General features: G+C 55.5%; 12 protein-coding genes (1 of these 12 cut by a window edge). 5 read left to right on the top strand and 7 right to left on the bottom strand.

From position 1 onward, the window contains the following. Nucleotides 1–565: the 5' portion of a LysR family transcriptional regulator gene (locus tag ACXAEW_RS10615; protein ID WP_474941294.1), read on the bottom strand. It extends 320 nt beyond the left edge of the window; the window shows 565 of its 885 coding nt (coding positions 1–565); its start codon is at nt 563–565; the stop codon falls past the left edge of the window. 124 nt (nt 566–689) lie between these two features. Here ACXAEW_RS10615 and ACXAEW_RS10610 point away from each other — a divergent pair, with 124 nt between their 5' ends. Next, nucleotides 690–968, top strand: coding sequence for a DUF1330 domain-containing protein (locus ACXAEW_RS10610; RefSeq protein ID WP_474941293.1), 279 nt, complete (start codon nt 690–692; stop codon nt 966–968). Between the two features lie 187 nt (nt 969–1155). Here ACXAEW_RS10610 and fdhF read toward each other — a convergent pair whose 3' ends face one another. From fdhF to ACXAEW_RS10590, 4 genes are all read right to left on the bottom strand, one after another. Beyond that, nucleotides 1156–3930, bottom strand: coding sequence for a formate dehydrogenase subunit alpha (gene fdhF, locus ACXAEW_RS10605; protein ID WP_474941292.1), 2775 nt, complete (start codon nt 3928–3930; stop codon nt 1156–1158). A gap of 3 nt (nt 3931–3933) precedes the next feature. Next, entirely contained in the window at nt 3934–5637 is a 1704-nt protein-coding gene (locus ACXAEW_RS10600; protein WP_474941291.1) for an NAD(P)H-dependent oxidoreductase subunit E, read from the bottom strand. 82 nt (nt 5638–5719) lie between these two features. Beyond that, a complete protein-coding gene (locus ACXAEW_RS10595; protein ID WP_474941290.1) occupies nt 5720–6604 on the bottom strand; it encodes a LysR family transcriptional regulator in 885 nt (294 codons plus the stop codon). Between the two features lie 88 nt (nt 6605–6692). Further along, nucleotides 6693–7214 carry a winged helix DNA-binding protein gene (locus tag ACXAEW_RS10590; RefSeq protein WP_474941289.1) on the bottom strand — a complete coding sequence of 174 codons (522 nt, stop codon included), beginning with the start codon at nt 7212–7214 and terminating at the stop codon, nt 6693–6695. Nucleotides 7215–8089: 875 nt separating this feature from the next. On the opposite strand from ACXAEW_RS10590, the gene ACXAEW_RS10585 reads away from it, so the two are divergent. Next, nucleotides 8090–9817: a methyl-accepting chemotaxis protein gene (locus ACXAEW_RS10585; RefSeq protein WP_474941288.1), complete on the top strand. Its 1728-nt coding sequence runs from the start codon at nt 8090–8092 to the stop codon at nt 9815–9817. 44 nt (nt 9818–9861) lie between these two features. On the opposite strand, the gene ACXAEW_RS10580 is transcribed toward ACXAEW_RS10585, so the two are convergent. Beyond that, nucleotides 9862–10419 (bottom strand): hypothetical protein, encoded by a 558-nt coding sequence (locus ACXAEW_RS10580; protein ID WP_474941287.1) that lies wholly within the window; start codon nt 10417–10419, stop codon nt 9862–9864. 24 nt (nt 10420–10443) lie between these two features. Further along, on the bottom strand, nt 10444–14040 hold the full coding sequence (locus ACXAEW_RS10575; RefSeq protein ID WP_474941286.1) for a hypothetical protein: 3597 nt from the start codon (nt 14038–14040) through the stop codon (nt 10444–10446). A gap of 382 nt (nt 14041–14422) precedes the next feature. Here ACXAEW_RS10575 and nadA point away from each other — a divergent pair, with 382 nt between their 5' ends. Genes nadA through nadC form a run of 3 tightly spaced genes read left to right on the top strand, consistent with a single transcriptional unit; the run spans nt 14423 to nt 17897 of the window. After that, complete coding sequence (nadA, locus tag ACXAEW_RS10570) at nt 14423–15475, top strand: quinolinate synthase NadA (protein WP_474941285.1); 1053 nt, start codon at nt 14423–14425, stop codon at nt 15473–15475. Nucleotides 15476–15483: 8 nt separating this feature from the next. Then, entirely contained in the window at nt 15484–17055 is a 1572-nt protein-coding gene (locus ACXAEW_RS10565; RefSeq protein ID WP_474941284.1) for an L-aspartate oxidase, read from the top strand. Then, nucleotides 17052–17897: a carboxylating nicotinate-nucleotide diphosphorylase gene (gene nadC, locus ACXAEW_RS10560; RefSeq protein ID WP_474941283.1), complete on the top strand. Its 846-nt coding sequence runs from the start codon at nt 17052–17054 to the stop codon at nt 17895–17897. Before ACXAEW_RS10565 ends, nadC begins: the two co-directional genes overlap by 4 nt. Nucleotides 17898–18275 lie beyond the last annotated feature (378 nt).

Genomic DNA, 18275 nt, shown 5'->3' with positions numbered 1-18275 from the left:
GAAGCCAATCCACCTGCTCCTCCGGATGGGCTGCTGCAGCTTCGGCAATTTCAGGTGCCGCAAAGAACGCGCTGCGTTGTTCGCACAGGCGACGGCCCACCAGCGCGCTTTGAGGCTCATGACTGATACGCAGGGCCAGGTCGGCCTCTCGGCGGCTAAGGTCGAGGATGTCGTAACCCGCCTTTATCGTCAGATCGATCTCAGGGTAGCGCTCTGTAAACTGCGCCAATAGTGGCGCCAAATGTGTCTGGATCAAAAGTTGAGGCGCAGTAAACGTCAAAGGGCCGGACAGGTCAGGCTGTTTCCCTGCGAGCCGACGCATAAGGCGATGCTCTTCCTCTTGCATGCGCTCAGCCGAGTTTGCAATTTCACGCGCTTCAGGCAAGGGCACATAGCCGTCAGGGTGCCTCTCGAACAAAGGACGTCCCAAGGCATCTTCTGCCCGTTGAATGCGGCGCGCCACGGTTGTGTAATTCAGGTTCAGCTGCGCCCCGGCCTGGGAGAGGCTGCCCGTCTGTACCAATGCCAGAATGGATCGGAGGTCGTCCCAGTTCACTTGTGCCATTTAGAAGCGCCCGTTTTGATAACACTCACATGCTTTTTTGCATAGGGAGCATGCGCAATCACGTATTTTCGCACGGGAGGCGCTATTTCATACAGGCGGCATCCATATAATGCGGAGATGTCCCATGGTTTATGCATATGTAAATATCGTCGTCACCAATCCCGAAAGCTTGGCGGCCTATCGTGAAAAGGCGGGAGAAGCGCTCAGCCGACACGGGGGCAAAGTGTTTACCGCAGCGCCGCAGCAGACGGTTCTGGAGGGTGAGATGGAGACCGGGCTGGGCGTCATTCTCGAGTTCGAAAGCGCGGACGGGGCAAAAGCCTGGATCGCCGATCCGGATCTGGCTGACGTCCACGCGTTGCGCCAGGGCGCAGGCAATAGCACGATCTCGTTGATCGGCTGATTTCCTCTCGCAGTCTGTTGACGGAAGGCCGTTCAAGGGCAAACAGCCTGTCGCCGCCCCCTGTTTTACAGACAGACCTGCAAACACGTCGCCACCGCGCCGCGCGCCAGCGCGGCGCTACGAGAGAAAACGGCAGCGCAGACGATCAGTCTGCGCTGCCGCTTGGCCGCCCTTCAAACAACACTTGTTACTTGGCAGCCATTTGGCCTTCAATTTTTTCAACGCGAACCGCTGCGAATTTGAACTCAGGGATTTTCCCGTAAGGGTCCAATGCCGGATTTGTCAGAATATTTGCCGCAGCCTCAACATAGGCAAATGGCACGAACACCATGTCCGGTGAAACAGCACGGTCCGCCCGGGCCATGATCTCGATTGAACCCCGCCGCGTCGACAGCCGGATCATCTCCCCGGGTTCCACCTCCAAATCACGCAGGGTTTTCGGATGAAGAGAGCAATTTGCCTCCGGCTCCACAGTGTCCAAGACCTTTGACCGGCGCGTCATGGACCCTGTGTGCCAATGCTCCAGCTGACGCCCCGTCGTCATGATCATCGGGAACGCCGCATCGGGTGCTTCATCCGGGGCAATAACACTCGCAGGCGTAAATTTCGCCACCCCACCCTCTCGGGGGAAGCCATCACCAAAGACAATCGACTGCCCCAAATCCGTCTCGTCCAGAGCCGGGTAAGTAATCGTCTGGCTTTCCAGCCTATCCCACGTAATATTGTCGAGCGACGGCATGGTGCGCGCCATTTCCTCATACACGGAAGACACGTCCTGATAGGTCCAGGGAAGCCCCAGACGCTTGGCCAGATCTACGGTAATGGACCAATCCTCCCTTGCGTCACCCGGAGGTGACACTGCGGCACGCACACGTTGCACCTGACGATTGGTGTTCGTGACGGTGCCGTTCTTCTCATAAAGCGCAGAAGCAGGCAGGATGATATCCGCGAAATTCGCGGTTTCTGTCAGGAAGATATCCTGCACCACCATCAGATCCAGCTTGGCAAAAGCGGAACGGACGTGATCCACATCCGGGTCAGACATGGCCGGGTTTTCACCCATTATATACATGCCGCGAATGTTGCCCGCATAGACTTCGTCTACAATCTCGGTCACCGTCAGGCCGCTCTCGGCTGAGAAATCCGCACTGTCCCAAATATCGGTAAAGCTTTTGCGCACCTCATCCGACGTTACCGGCTGATAGTCCGGAAGGAACATCGGAATGAGGCCAGCGTCCGAGGCACCTTGTACGTTGTTTTGTCCGCGCAGAGGATGCAGACCAGTGCCGGGACGTCCCACATTCCCCGTCATCAGCGCCAGCGAAATCAAGCAGCGGGAATTATCGGTGCCGTGGATATGCTGACTGACCCCCATACCCCAGAAGATCATGCCCGCATCCGCATTTGCAAAAGTCCGGGCGACGCGGCGCAACTGTTCAGCGGAAATGCCACAAATCTCGCTCATCGCTTCGGGTGAGAACTGGCGTAGGTGGTCTTTCTCTGCTTCCCAGTTTTCCGTCCAGCGGTGAATGAACTGGCTGTCGTAGAGGTTTTCTTCGACAATCACATGCATAATTGCATTCAGCATTGCCACATCCGCCCCGGGCCGGAACTGCAGCATCTCGGTGGCAAAGCGGCGTAGCCCGACACCCCGGGGATCCATCACGATCAGCTTCCCTCCCCGTTTGGTGAACTGCTTGAAATAGGTCGCAGCGACGGGGTGGTTTTCAATCGGGTTGGCCCCGATGACAATTGCAACATCTGCGTCTTTGATGTCGTTGAAGCTCGCTGTCACCCCGCCAGAGCCGATATTTTCAATAAGCGCTGTAACGGAGGATGCGTGACACAGGCGGGTGCAGTGGTCCACATTGTTGTGACCAAAGCCCTGACGGATGAACTTCTGAAACAGATAGGCTTCTTCATTGGTGCATTTTGCCGAGCCAAAGCCCGCAACAGCTTTCGGATTCTGCGCGTGAAGCGCCTTGAAGCCCTGGGCTGCCAGATCCAGCGCCTCGTCCCAGGTCGCCTCGCGGAAATGCGTGTCCAGATTGCCGGGATCCACATTCAGTCCTTTGGGCGGCGCGTCTTTGCGGCGGATGAGCGGTTTGGTCAGACGGTGCGGGTGGTGAATATAGTCAAAGCCAAAGCGCCCTTTGACACACAGACGGCCTTCATTGGCCGGGCCATTGATGCCTTCGACATATTTCACCTTGCCGTCTTTCACCTTGAGACTGACCTTGCAGCCTACTCCGCAGAACGGGCATACGCTTTCGGTTTCGCTATCGTAATCCTTGCTATCGCCACGCTGGTCGGCATCAACCACAGTTGCGGGCAAAAGCGCACCCGTCGGGCAGGCCTGCACACATTCGCCACAAGCCACACACGTGGACGCGCCCATCGGGTCCGAGATGTCAAAGGTCGGATAGGCATCATGCCCCCGCCCCGCCATGCCGATCACATCATTGACCTGAACTTCGCGGCACGCACGAACACAAAGACCGCAGGAAATGCAGGCATCCAGATTAACGCTCATCGCCACGTGGCTGTCGTCAAGAAGTGGAATGCGACCCTCTTCCAGCTTGGGGAAGCGTGACTCCGAAACCCCGTTCAGATCCGCCATATCCCACAAGTGCGAGGACTTATCATGCGCATCTTCCGGCTTGGGCTGGTCGGCAACCAACAGCTCCATCACCATCTTGCGCGCAGCTTCCGCACGGGCTGAGCTAGTGGTGACCACCATGCCTTCGGCTGGCTCCCGAATACAGGAGGCCGCCAGAGTACGCTCCCCCTCGATCTCGACCATACAGGCACGACAATTGCCATCAGGGCGATAACCCGGCGCAGGCTTATGGCACAAATGCGGGATTTTGAGCCCGCGGCCATTTGCAACTTCCCAGATGGTCAGACCTTTTTCGGCGGTCACTTCTTGCCCATCGAGGGTAAACGTAACAGTCTCGGACATCGCTTATATCTCCTCGGGGAAGTGTTTGATGGTGAGGCGAATTGGGTTAGGAGCCGCCTGCCCCAGACCACAAATGGACGCGTCGACCATCACGGTGCTCAGCTCTTCCAAAAGACCCTGATCCCATTTTTCTGCCTGCATCAGCTTCACAGCTTTTTCACAACCCACCCGGCAAGGGGTGCATTGGCCACAGCTTTCATCCTCAAAAAACCGCAGCATGTTCAACGCCGCTTCCTTGGCACTGTCCTGATCTGACAGCACCACTACGGCGGCTGAACCAATAAAGGTGCCATGGGGTTGCAGCGTGTCAAAATCGAGGGGGATGTCATTCATATGCGCCGGCAAAAGACCGGAGGACGGGCCGCCTGGTTGATAGGCCTTGAATACATGGCCATCCAACATACCACCCGCCGCTTCGATCACGTCCAGAATGGTGGAGCCTGCAGGCAGAAGGTGTACGCCGGGCGCCTTTACTCGGCCCGAGACCGAATAGGAGCGCAGCCCCTTGCGGCCGTTCTTTTCAACAGCGCTCAGACACTCTGGCCCTTCGCGATTGATTTTAGCCACCCAATAGAGCGTCTCCACATTATGAACCAAGGTTGGCTGACCGAAGAGTCCGACCTGTGCCACAAACGGCGGCCGGTGGCGCGGTTCGCCCCGTTTGCCTTCGATGGATTCAATCATCGCGGATTCTTCACCACAGATATAGGCCCCTGCCCCACGGCGCAGGTCGATATATCCCGGCTCGACAAGACCCGCGTCTTCGAGCGCTTTGATTTCGGTTTTGAGGATGTCCAGAACCGCCGGGTATTCGTCCCGCATGTAAATGAACGCTTTCTCAGCCTCCACGGCCCATGCGGCAATCAGCATGCCCTCAAGGAAGATATGCGGTGTGCGTTCCAGATAATAACGGTCCTTGAAGGTTCCCGGCTCGCCCTCGTCACCGTTTACAGCAAGATAGCGCGGCCCCGCGTTGGCACGGACAAATCCCCATTTCTTCCCAGACGGAAATCCCGCTCCGCCAAGGCCACGAAGCCCGGCAGACAGCACCTTCTCCTGCACCGCTTCCCAATCACCGTTCGCGCGCAGATCTCGTAACGTTGCGTAACCTCCTGCGGCTTCATAAGAGGAAAAATCTTCATATTCCGGAATGTGAGCATGCGTGTCACCTGCCGCGATTGCTGCTTCGACCTTTTCCAGAGTTGCATTGTCGATGTGATTGTGCCCGATCTCCAGCACTGGAGCCGTATCACACCGTCCCATACATGGCGCACGCAGAACGCGGACCTTTGCCGGGTCCATTCCCTGTTCCAAAGCGGCCTTGAGCTGGGCCGCTCCTGCCAGTTCACACGAGAGACTGTCGCACACACGAATGGTCAAATCAGGAGGCGGCGTTTCCCCTTCACGCACAACATCGAAATGCGCATAAAAGCTTGCGACTTCATAGACTTCCGCCTGCCCGATCCGCATCTCTTCGGCAAGTGCCCGCAAGTGGTCAGCACGCAAATGGCCGTAACGGTCCTGGATAAGATGCAGGAACTCAATCAGCAGATCCCGATTGCGGGGACGCGCCCCCAAAAGGTCGCAGATTTCGCTGTGCGCCTGGTCTTCCAGCTGGCGGCCTTTGGGGGTCTTGCGCCCCTTGCCGCGCCCAGATTTCCAAACGCCTTTGCCCTGATCCAATGGTGCCACAAGCGCCTCCTGCATATACGGTGCCTGTGTTTCGAGATGTCATCACGAATATGGATCGTCAAATCTGTAATTTGAATTGTGTGATAAGGTTTTCTGATCACAAAACCGCGTCAATCGCCGCCCTCAGAACCTTTACAGTGGTCAAATCCGGGGTGCGATGAAGCGTCGCCAAACAAACAGGGCGCGCGGGTTCAGGTTCGACCAATCGCAGCACCCGCGTTCCTTCGATCGGGCCTAATGCGTCCACCAATGCATGTGGCAAGATCGTCGCAACGGACCCTTCGCGCGCCATGATCATTGCAGACATAAAACCAGAGGATTCCGACATCACATTTGGACGCACACCCTGCTCCTCCAGCAAGCGGTCCAGAATGCGCCGATTCTGCATTTGTGGCTCCAAAAGGCTCAGCGGCAATGGTTCAAGCTCAGCCCAGGAAATCGTATCCACGAAATCACGTACCATAGCTTCAGGCGCCATCAACACGTAGCTTTCCTCATACAGGTGCAGAACATCCACCATTTCGCGGCCAATACTGTCCGAATAGGTAATTCCGGCATCCAATGACCCGTCATAAAGCTGCTGCTGAATGGACTGAGCGTTTGTGACCTCTAACCGTGTCAGAAGACGCGGATGTGTCTGATGCAGCGAATTGACAATTTTCGCTGCAAAAGCTGTGGCCGCAGGCACGACCCCGATGGTCAGAACACCGGTGACTTGTCCCTTGAAAGCTGAAATTTCCTGCTCCAGAGCGCGGGACTCATCCAGAAGTCGCCGCGCGCGGCGCACGATCATCTCCCCTTCTTCGGTCAGCCCCTGAAACCGGTTGCCCCGCCGCACCAATGACAAGCCAAGGCGTTCTTCCAGATTGCGGATCCGCATAGAGAACGCCGGTTGAGACATGTTACATTCATGCGCAGCGCGGGCAAAATGGCGGTGTCGTGCCAAAGCTGACAAAATGCTGAGGTCGCGCAGTTCGATCATTGGAGGCGGAAGCTCTTTTTAGTTGGGACATCCTATACTGACGGAAAACGCTTCCAATGACACGACAAAAAAGCCCAACAGGTATCCGCTAACCTCGTGTAGCGATCTCTCGCACGGTATCCTCGAATGCGCCAGTCATTCGGTTCAGTAAGGATTGAGCCGTATCCAAATCCGATTCAATTGAGCCGAATGCCAAGAGCGCTGAAATAAGTTGCGCACGGCAACTCATAGAAATTTCTTCAGTCACCCGCATGCCTTCGGGAGTTGTCGCATAGCTGACACCTGTCCGTCCCGAACCAGATTTACTCACCAATCCCGCAGCCGCCAATTTTCGGAGGGAATACTGGATGTTCGGAATATCATCCCTATTGGTCAAACGTGCGAGCTCCTTGATCGATTTTGGGCGATCGTGCATTCGAATGATCCGCAGCAGCGCGCCCTCAGCCCCTGACAGAGGTGTATCGCATACAAATGCGACGCTTTGTTGCTGCCAACGGTCAAGACCATTGTAAGCTCTGATCAAAGCCAGTTCGAATTCATTCAAAGACGTCTCGACAGTTTGATGGGCGGTCTGTTTATCTATGGTTTTTATCGTAAGATCTTCGGTCATGGCAGTTGATTTCAAAAAAATATCTCCAAGGAATGGATCTTTCAGCCCCGCGAGCCGCCGCAGCAAACAGAGCAAATGCACGTGCAAATTTGCGTTGCATTGTAACAGGATGTCAACTTACTAGTTGTAGTACTACGTACTGATCTAATCTGCAAAGCAGGTGATGACGCGGAACATCTGAGGCAAACCGAATGCCTCCAATTCACTTAATTTAAACAACTTCAAATCTGCTGACGGCGTGGCAATGCACCGCTATCGTTGGGAATGATGTTTGAGCCATCCCTCAAAAAACATAAAACACGACTTAAATCGCCTGCTTTTGGATTGAAAAGCCACGCAAATTTCGCGCTCCGACGGTTGCGCGGGTGGCAACCTGCCACCAACACGTGGCGTATATTAAGGAAAAAGAAAACATTCGGATGTCATTGTTTTTGCAGCACGCGTAAAATCACGAGCAAAAAAAATGTTATGCATCGGTCGGTCACTCAAATTGAGGTACGCACAGAAATGTGCCTTTGGGAGAGTGAATGCGCGAGCCCTTGCAACTTGTAGCGTGAAAGTGATGTCGCGACGGACGAAAATTAGGCGTCGCCATCTGCCAGTGCGGCCACGAATACGGCTTCAAGATCAGATAAAAGCGTTAGTCGAACGCATGTTTTACCGATGTCCCGAACGATTGAGCCGCCTACGAACCGGCGCTTGATACATCCGAAACTACTAGCCTCTCTTTTCGTTCTGTCACTTCCAACGACAGAAGCCAGTCAGAAAGTACGTCGATAATGATCTCTCAGTCCCTACGCGCTCTAAGCGGCTTTTCCCTGTTCAGCAAGTGCCTTGCGCTTAGTGTCTTCACTACGTTGACCGTCGCAGCAATAATGTTTGTGTCTTCTGAGCTACTGCTGAATAAGTCAGTCGTCAACGGCGTGAACAACCTTGGACGCAGTGTGACCTATACAGTTGCAGCACGTAGCGGCGGAGCCATTCGCTTTGGCGATGCCACGCGACTACAGCAGGACCTCAGCGAGATCATGGCTTTGACCGAGGACCGCGCCATCTACGGCGCCGCTATGAACCATGCTGGCGAAATTGTGGCTGAAACCGGTTCAGCCACCGAGGCTGAAATAGCCGAAATGAGAACAGCCGCAGCAGTGGCGGTCGAGAGTAAAGAGATGACTGAGGCCCTTGGCGGTTTGGCGACTGTTGCACCTGCTTTGGCAGGCAAAGAGCGGGATGTAGCAATCGGGGCCGTGGCCTTTATCTGGTCTTCCGAACAAGATTTAGCCCATGTTGGTACTGACAAACTTTTGGCGCTGGCGATTGCTGCCACAACATTCCTACTGATGGCTGGCTGCAGCGCATGGATGCTTCGCCGCGCAATGGGTATCCCCTTAGCCAAAGTTGCAAATGAATTGGAGACCATTGCGGGGGGCAACTACCAATCCGATCCGCTGTATAAAACGCGCCGTGATGACATAGGGCTTATCTGTCGAAACGTTGACGCCTTGAAAGAGAAGCTACTGAGTGGGCAGGAAGCCGAAACCAAGCGTCAGAAAGCACAAGAAGAGCAGGCAACAATTGTCGAAAAGCTCACATGCGGACTGAAAGATCTCTCCGAAGGCGACCTGACCAAGCCGATCAACACCCCCTTCCCGCAAGACTATGAAGAGCTGCGCCACAACTTCAATAGCACCGTGGACAAGATGACTTCGATCATTGGTGCCGTTGTCGACAACGCCTCCCGGATCCGTGCTGGTGCGTCAGAGATCAGCCAATCCTCGGACGATCTGTCTCGCCGCACCGAGAGCCAAGCCGCCACACTCGAAGAAACTGCGGCAGCGATGGAAGAACTGACCATAAGTGTTCGCTCAGCTGCTGACAGCGCGCGCACTGTCGACGGCATTGTCAAAGACGCAAAGACTACTGCTGAAAACAGCGATACCGTTGTATCAGACGCCGTCACAGCAATGGGCAAGATTGAAGCGTCTTCCAGTCAGATCTCGCAAATCATCACCGTGATCGACGATATCTCGTTCCAAACAAACCTGTTGGCTCTGAACGCCGGTGTTGAGGCCGCACGTGCAGGCGAGGCCGGACGAGGTTTCGCGGTGGTCGCGTCAGAAGTACGTGCGCTGGCTCAGCGTTCCTCGGATGCTGCGGGCGAAATCAAAGGCCTCATCTCGGAAAGTGCGCAACACGTGAATCATGGGGTCGATCTTGTCGGCCGCGCAGGCGAAGAGCTGAAGAAGATCACATCGCGCGTCAGCGAGATTTCTGATCATATCTCAGGCATCGCAGCCGGAGCAGCAGAGCAGGCAACCACGCTGGCCGAAATCAACACAGGTGTCTCGCAACTGGATCAGGTGACACAGCAGAACGCAGCAATGGTTGAAGAAGCCACTGCTGCGGGCCAATTGCTAAACAACGATGCCGTATCTTTGGCTCAACATGTGTCGGTCTTTAAAACAGGAACATCCACCACAAACGTGGCCCCCTCTGCACCACGTGATTGCTTTGATGAACCCGCAGAAGGCGCCTTTGACGCGGCAAACGAAACTGAGGAACTTGCCCCAACAAAAGCAGCCGTCGGCTGGGACGATTTCTGATCGCCCGCCCAAAGCCAGCACATGACACTCTTGCGGACCGGCCCCTAATCGGGGTCGGTTGTCGTTTCCAAGCTGTCGAAGAAGGCCTTGTCCTCTTCCGACAGTTCGTTTTCTGCGAAAGGATCCTCATCGTCGCCAATCGGTTCCAAGTCGAGGGCTTTATAGTCGTCTTGGCCAACAGACGTTGCGGAGTTGAGAGCAACTTCGACACGATATGGCAAGCCTGTAAAGCCATCGCGCGCGAAAAACACCAGTGTTTCACCCGTCAACGTTGGCACTGTAATCTCAGCAAAATCCGGAACACCAAAATCCGTGAGCCGCATAACACCGTCCTGCCATGGTGCGTTCGGATCTTCCTGCGAGAGCTGCGCCTGATAGGCTGTTGCAAAGGCCTGCGGATCGTCGATCACCGAAAATCCATGCCCTTGCGCAATGTGGTTTACCGCTTGCGACAAAATCAACGCCGCCTCGGGGTCCATCAATCCTGGTGCCAAGGACAAGAGCTCTTTTAGGTCTGACGCTTTTTGCGAATCGTCAACTACAACCATGTATTCCGAGCCCGCGCCCAGAGCCAGATCGATATTTGGAAGTCCATCAGCCATCTGATTTCCCTTTCTTAAAGCGCGTTACTTTTGAATTGCAGCCCATTCGGCTTTGGCCCAGTCATCGGTTGCAGGGTGCAAAGTTCCCGGAGGAACCGTCTTTTTCCAAAGTTGCGGCTCTCCCGTGGTGGGATCAGGCGCAATCACAAAGAACGTGTGATCTTCAGCACTGCCCCAGTTCGTGTCCGCGATTACGAATTCCGGCGCACCCAAATCCTTCATCATCGCAGATTTAGCCCCACCTGCGGCCTTGTCCTTGAACCACTCTGCGGCTTTATCAACAGGCGTATAGCCTTTGGCCTTTTCATCGATGTAGTCCGCCACGGCATCTTCAACAGCTTTCGCCAGTTTTGCCGGTGTGATGTCATTCCCTGTTGGACGGTGCGTCGCGGCCCCGGCATCCAGAAGCGCGATCAGATTTGCATCTGTCAGATCCTTCCTATGATCAGCAATTTGCTTGTCATAGAGATACTGCGCACGTCCTTCGTCGATGTTCATGTCTTTAAGCGCGTTGCCCACATCCAGCAGATGCGTCTTTACGTTGGCTTCAATTTCAGCCCTATCCCTGCCCTTTAGCTTGTCTAGAGAAGGATCATTTGGCAAGGCGTTGAACCCGTGCATGCCAACGGTGCGGATGGTGACCATTTCTTCGGGTGAGCCGGTAAAATTGTCGAGTATATCGGTCAGAACCTCTTCGGTCCGATCCCCCATGTCCACAGTTCCCGTAGCTTCGGCGCTCATCTGTTCCTGGTTCAGGTCATCACCAAAGAGTGCACGTGTTGCCTCTCCGGTTTGTCCACCCGAACTTTGCTGCCAAGGCAAGTACTGGTTCGCACCTGTGCCAGGTGTGACTTTATCGATGAAAGCATCACTCCCTACATAATCGCGCACGTCATCCGCAGCGTCGGACGTCGGATCCAAGTTCAGGAAGTCAATTGCCACAGCGCTGACCTCGCGCACGAAATCCGCCCGGGTGCGAATTTCATTCCCGTTGGATTTACGCACCAAAATGAACCGCCCCGTCGAAGAGCTGCCATCGCTTGAGTCGGTGATCGTTGAGGTGGGATCATACGTGAATTGGAACGCGCCCTGAATCGCCTCGCGCAGCTTGTCCGTTTTAAACAGGCCGACAAATTTTTTCTTCAATTTGGTAAAGAGACCCTTAACCAACCCTTCTTCATCGGCTTTGTCGAGCAGGATCTCGTTCAGCTCATCCGACAGATCCTTCATCCCGAGGTCCATTACCTGGTTCAGGTCGTCAGAGCGGCTGCTCCCCGCTTTACGCGACATTGAGGTCGCCAGCGAATATTCCCAGCTGCGCATCAGCGGGTCTTCATGCCGCGGCAAGTTGGTGACCGCAGCGACTTCTGGGCCAAACGGTGGTTTATACTTCCCTTCACCCGCAATCGAGGCATAGGCATCCATCGCTTTCAAAGGCTCCGTTTCCCGCAGGCGGCGCGCGGGAGCGGTCGCGAAACAGGATCCAACCGGCCCCTGATCCAACGGTTTCATCATAGAGGCCATAACCGCCTGCTGCGCGTCGCCTTTGTCCACGGTCTCGGAACCACGTTTGCCAAGCGCCTTTCTAACCAGTCTACGGCTGGTCTTGGTATTGGTGTCCGGGATGTCATCCAGAATTTCATTAGCCTTGGCCGCATTGGCTGGATCGCCCAAAAAGTCGAGCGTTTTGACCACATGTTCATTCATCGCAGGCATGGGATTGCGCAGTGAATAAGGACTGAACAACATGTCGCCCACGGTGTCCTTGGCAGCCTGACTGTTGAGATCCAAGGCGCCGTCTTTCAGCAAGGCACCGCCCAAGGCCACCGAACGTTTTTGCGCCTTGGCCGTATCATTCGCGATCCGCGCATCACCCAGCGGGTTACGTTTGTGCTGACGCCCGGACGCCATATAGTCGTCCATGCGGCCAAAAAACTCAGGACCAACATTCGCGCCCATCTTGAGCAGGTCTTCGGCGTATTTCTCAGCGGTTTCGGGTCTGCTAAAGGCCCTCCCGCTTGCGTCCTTGAACCCGGTGTCACGCTGGTCCATGACTTTGGTCAGGCCCTTCGCCACAGCATCCGGGTATTTCCCGGTTGACGCGGATTCCAGCGCGACTTGGGTCAGGTCCGGGTCTCGCGCGAAGCCTTCGATCAGTGCTTTTGCCGCTTCATCCGAGAAACTCTGCGCAGAATTGGCGGACAAAGGACCATAGGTCAACGCCTCGGTAAGGGCCTTTTTGCCTCGCGCAGCTTTTACAAAGTCCTTGGCCTCTGTCAGCCGCTCCTTCATCCCATCGACATCAAGCTGGGCCAGGCGGATCGCTTCCGCCTTGTTCGGCCCGTCGCCCATGTCTTGCGCTTTCTTCAGGCGTGCCTCTGCCTGCTTGAGACGTTCCTCGGCTTGTTCGATGCCTTTCTTGGCATCTTCCATCAGTTGCGGCGTAACGTCCTGATCCCCAAGGACCGCCGCAAACCCATCCATCGCATCCTTCGCCGCGGCAGAGGCGCCTGGGTATTTGCCCTGTATGGAACCCGACTTTGTATATCTGCCCGCCGGGACCGGCTGCCCCTCTGCGGCCTGAAGCGCGAGTTTAGCCTTGTCCGCGGCGCTGACAGGCGGCAATGCAGCAAGCTGCGCCTCAACAAACTTTTTGAGAGTTGAGACGACTTTACCAGCCTTGGCGAGATCACTGTCAATGATCGCTCCAAAGGCATCGTAAAGTTGCTTCGCTTTTGCAGTCAGAGATTTATCGCCACGCACCATAAAAGCTTTGTAATCGTCTTGCAGCGCCGCAAAGGCAGCTTTGAGACGCTCACGCAAGGCGTCTTCGTCCACTTCTTCCGACGCGGGGCCTTGGTCATCACCAGGGGGAGGAGGAGGTGGTGGTGGTGCTTTTGCCTTGGCATTGGCGACCGCCTGAGCAATCTTGTCCGCGATGGCCTCCGCCACTTCAAACTTACCTGCCTTTAACGCCTCGACGACTTTTTCAAAGGCTGCCACCAGCTTCGGGTCAACAGGTTTGGGAAGGGTTTGAAGCTCGGCCTTGGCGGCCGTCAGCTTTTTCATCACCTTCGATTTGGGGTCCGGATCAGACTTGTCCTCTGGATCACTGTCTTTTTCCCGAGCCTCGTCTTTTGCCTTGGGCTCGTCTTTCACCTCGTCTTTCGCATCGACCTCTGGCGTCTCTTCCTTTGACACGCTGGCCGGTGTTTCTTTTGCTTCGTCCTCTGGCGCATCTGCAAATTCAGGATCATCAGGGATGTCATCCGTAATGTCGGTTTCAACCAAGTTGCCCGCAGCATCAAGGATCTGGACGTTCAGCGGCACTTTCTGTTTGCGCAGGTATTTCTTGAGCGTTTTGGCCAGCGCGGGGACCAATTTGTCGCACTTTAGCGTGAGAACTTTGCCGTCCAGCGTACAGGTGCCAAAAGCAAACTTAGCACCATCACCTTCCTTCTTGGCCTCCTGACCCAGCACTTTGGGCGGCTTGCGTCGGTCCAAACCAAAATACTGATCGTCACCGCCCTTACCAGGATTATAAGAAAAGGAGATCGGTTGCTTTTTTGCTATCTTCAATAGCTTTTTGATCTCCGGCCCTTCGACCTTGAAACCGCTCATAAAAACTCCCCCTACACCGCATCAATAGGTGAAAAAATAATTGGGAACCAATTAACTCGGACAACTGTAACCAAGCGACTTGGCCTGTCCACTGATTCGGTGGGTTAACCGTGGCAAGAAAAATCGTGATCACAAATCTGACTTTTTACGAATCAGCACACCGAAGAAACGCAAGAACCGTATTTATACAAATAATTCAGAGACCTAGTCGCCCAGTCGCGAAGCCCCTATTTTCTCGCGCTTTAACGCTCACACCCCCAAATTCAGGAAAAATTTCACAAAACCGCACCTGATTGGAAGAATATTCCAATCAGCAACATGGCAATTTGATGACAGAGACCTTATCAACGGGTCATCTTCAACTGGCAGAGCATATAGAAAAGTGTTCGACCTTCCCGCCTTGCGCGCTGAACTTTCCGAGAAATACGACCTGTCTCCTTCGACCGAACTGGCTGAAGAGATGAGCGATGTATATGACCGCATGTCCCGTGTGATCACACCTGCAGACTGGGCGATCTATGCGCCCTATGTCAAAGCGATCAACGATCTGAAGGCGAAGCGAAACGCCGTCATTCTGGGTCATAACTATATGACACCCGAAATCTTCCATGGTGTCTCTGATTTTGTTGGCGACAGCTTGCAGCTGGCCATCAAAGCCACAGAAGTCGATGCCGACGTTATTGTTCAATGCGGCGTGCATTTCATGGCTGAAACGTCCAAGATCCTGAGCCCGGAAAAAACAGTTCTGATGCCGGACATGGACGCAGGCTGTTCTCTGGCTGAATCGATCACGGCGGAAGGCGTCGAAGAAATGCGCCGCCGGTATCCTGGCGCGCCGGTTGTGTCTTACGTGAACACCACGGCCGAGGTTAAGGCCGCGTCCGACATCTGCTGCACATCATCCAACGCGGCCCAAATCGTCGGCGCGATGGAAAGTGACACCGTTATCATGACGCCGGACCAGTATTTGGCGCAGAACGTCGCACGCGATGTTCCGCACAAGAATGTCGTCTGGTGGGAAGGCTCCTGTATTGTGCACGAGCAATACACAGCCCAAGACTTGCGTGATTTTCGGGAATGGAACCCAGGCACGCGCTTGATCGCCCATCCGGAATGCCCCCCGGATGTGGTGGCCGAGGCGGATTTCTCGGGCTCGACCAGCGGGATTATCAAATACGTCACCGATCAAAAGCCGGAAAAGGCTATGTTGATCACAGAATGTTCGATGGCTTCGAACATTGCCGACGAACTGCCAGAGGTCGATTTTGTCGGCCCATGCAACATGTGCCCTTACATGAAGAAAATCACTTTGGAGAAGGTGCTCTATGCGCTCGACACGATGACCGGTCAGGTCGAAGTGGATCCTTTGGTGGCAGAAAAGGCCCGTTTGTCGGTACAGCGCATGATTGATATGTCGCGCAAGCTAGGGATCTGAGACATCTCATGCAGGTGATCGAAACCGACCGCGTCGTGATCGTCGGAGCAGGCTTGGCCGCGCTTTATGCAGCCCTCAAGCTCGCACCGCACCCGGTGGTGATGATTTCCCCTGACAGCTTGGGGTATGGAGCCAGTTCGGCCTGGGCCCAAGGTGGCGTTGCAGCCGCAATGGCGCGCACAGACAGCCCTGCTGCGCATGCCGCTGACACACGCAGTGCGGGCGCCGGCACGGTTGCACCAGAGGTCGCAGAGTTTGTGACCAAGGCTGCAAGGGACCATATCCTTGATCTGACAGAAATCGGCACGGCCTTTGATCGCACAAAGGACGGCGAATATGTCCTGTCACGCGAGGCAGCTCATAGTGCTGCCCGTGTTGTTCGGGTGTTGGGAGATCAGGCTGGCGCAGAAATCATGCGCTCCCTGATCGCCGAAGTCGAAGCGACCGACAGCATTCAGGTGCTGGAAGGTGTGCAGGCGGTTGCGCTGGAAATCACCGACGGGATGGTGAGCGGTGTTAAACTCACCTCCTCCGCCGCCGAAGGGTCTTCCCCTGTCATTTTGCGTGGTGTTGCGCATCTTTTGGCGGGGGGCGGATCAGGCGGCCTTTACGCACACACGACCAATCCTTCCCGTATTCGTGGTCAGGTGATTGGAATGGCGGCGCGTGCAGGTGCGGTGATTGCGGACGCGGAATTCGTGCAATTTCACCCCACCGCCATAAATGTGGATGAAGACCCCGCACCGTTGGCAACCGAAGCCCTGCGCGGCGAGGGCGCAACGCTGATCAATAAGCACGGTGAACGCTTCATGCGAGACGTGCACCCAGATGCCGAACTGGCCCCGCGCGATATCGTTGCACGTGAAATCTACAAGCAGACGCAGGCTGGCAATGACCCCATGCTCGACACCCGCGCCGTGTTGGGTGAGGCGGTGATGTCGCGTTTCCCAGCCGTGGCTGCGGCCTGTAAACGCCACAATATCAACCCCGTCCAAGACGCCATCCCTGTCACTGCCGCAGCGCATTATCACATGGGGGGCGTTGCAACAGATCTTTGCGGTCGCAGCTCTTTACCTGGCCTGTGGGTGTGCGGTGAAGCGGCCTCAACCGGCTTGCATGGCGCCAACCGACTGGCTTCAAACGGCCTGCTGGAAGCGCTTGTTTTCGCGCGTGCTTGCGCGGTGGACATTGATAGCTGTCTGGTCGGAGAAGCTGCACATGACACGATTGAATTGACCTTTGAACCCGGCGGGCCGCGCGCTCCGGAAGAGGCAATCACCGCGTTGCGCAAGACCATGACAGACTGCGTTGGCGTTGTCCGGGATCAGGACGGGCTGGAAGACGCATTGTTCATGATTGATTTTCTGGAACAGAACCACGGCAGCGATGAAAGTTTTGCCAATATGTGCGCAACAGCCACATTGATCGCAGCAGCCGCACTCGCCCGACAGGAAAGCCGCGGTGCCCATTTTCGTTCAGATTATGCTGAGACCACAACAGGCGAAGGCCAGCGCTCCCGGATGACGATTGAGACCGCGCTGAGCATTCGCGCCGCCATTGTGAAGGACACTACCGAATGACTGCCTCCATTCCCGACCTGATCCTGGAACCAATGGTGCGGAGCGCACTGATGGAAGATCTGGGCAGCTATGGCGATATCACCACCCGTACTGTGATTCCAAGCGGCACCACTTACGCCGCACGGATCAAAGCACGCGAAGATGCCGTGGTTTCGGGTATGCAGATTGCGGCGTTAACCTTCCGCCTTGTTGACGCGACGCTAGAGGTTGAGACGCTCATCCCGGACGGCACCCCCTGCAAAAAGGGTGACACATTGATGAAGGTCACGGGTTCGGCGGCTTCGATCCTGACCGGCGAGCGGGTCGCGTTGAATTTTGCGGGCCGTCTGACTGGCATTGCGACGCTCACAGCCGGAATGGTGTCAGAAACCGAGGGGACAGAGGCGCGTATTACCTGCACGCGCAAGACCACGCCAGGATTGCGGATCGTTGAAAAACAGGCTGTACTTCATGGCGGGGGCTTTAATCACCGCTATTCACTTTCCGATGCGATCCTTATCAAAGATAACCATATTGCAGCGGCCGGTGGCATTCGCCAGGTTCTGGAAGCGACACAAGCCAACGCCTCCCACATGATAAAGGTGGAAATCGAGGTCGACCGACTGGATCAGTTGGAAGAGGTCCTTGACGTCGGTGGCGCCGACGTTGTGCTTCTCGACAATATGGAGAATGACGCGCTCAGAACAGCGGTGGAAATGGTGGACGGCCGTCTGGTGACCGAAGCGTCCGGGAATGTCAGACAGGACACGGTGGCAGGCATTGCTGCGACCGGAGTGAACTACATCTCTGCCGGAGCATTGACACATTCTTACCGGACAATTGACCTCGGGTTGGACTTCTGAACGACAAACCAGCCTCGCCAAGGACCAGCTTTAGCGTTTGGGTTTGTGGCGAAGTACCGAAGGGTCTAGCCGGTGAGTTGGATGTGTGACGCGACCACACAGCGTTCAGTTAAACTGCGGCGAAAATCTTTTGGTGGCGATCTGCGCCAGCTGTCTGTGATCGGACCGAACCTATGGCGCCGAATGAGGTCGGCAGGATCTTCTGGAAACGAGCCACTGCTTAGGTCTGCGTCGCGTTGAACGAGTGATGCGGCGCGAGTTTACCTCATGTGCTGCGCTCTAATGCGCGTTTTGCCGTTTCTCATCACAACCTCCAATTTGAAACCGCTGCGACGTCCGCTTGAAACCGCTCGATGCACCGGCGAACCGTTCCAAAGG

This window comes from Epibacterium sp. ABZ3_068 (genome assembly GCF_056159265.1).
Note: the sequence above shows the minus strand (reverse complement) of the source record. Positions and strands in the feature narration are given on the sequence as shown.

Excerpts from the sequence above, each read along its gene's own strand:
- ACXAEW_RS10575 (WP_474941286.1), bottom strand. The coding sequence starts at position 14,040 with ATGAGCGGTTTCAAGGTCGAAGGGCCGGAGATCAAAAAGCTATTGAAG.
- ACXAEW_RS10610 (WP_474941293.1), top strand. The coding sequence starts at position 690 with ATGGTTTATGCATATGTAAATATCGTCGTCACCAATCCCGAAAGCTTG.
- ACXAEW_RS10580 (WP_474941287.1), bottom strand. The coding sequence starts at position 10,419 with ATGGCTGATGGACTTCCAAATATCGATCTGGCTCTGGGCGCGGGCTCG.
- fdhF (WP_474941292.1), bottom strand. The coding sequence starts at position 3,930 with ATGTCCGAGACTGTTACGTTTACCCTCGATGGGCAAGAAGTGACCGCC.
- ACXAEW_RS10600 (WP_474941291.1), bottom strand. The coding sequence starts at position 5,637 with ATGCAGGAGGCGCTTGTGGCACCATTGGATCAGGGCAAAGGCGTTTGG.
- ACXAEW_RS10585 (WP_474941288.1), top strand. The coding sequence starts at position 8,090 with ATGTTTGTGTCTTCTGAGCTACTGCTGAATAAGTCAGTCGTCAACGGC.
- nadC (WP_474941283.1), top strand. The coding sequence starts at position 17,052 with ATGACTGCCTCCATTCCCGACCTGATCCTGGAACCAATGGTGCGGAGC.
- ACXAEW_RS10590 (WP_474941289.1), bottom strand. The coding sequence starts at position 7,214 with ATGACCGAAGATCTTACGATAAAAACCATAGATAAACAGACCGCCCAT.
- ACXAEW_RS10565 (WP_474941284.1), top strand. The coding sequence starts at position 15,484 with ATGCAGGTGATCGAAACCGACCGCGTCGTGATCGTCGGAGCAGGCTTG.
- ACXAEW_RS10595 (WP_474941290.1), bottom strand. The coding sequence starts at position 6,604 with ATGATCGAACTGCGCGACCTCAGCATTTTGTCAGCTTTGGCACGACAC.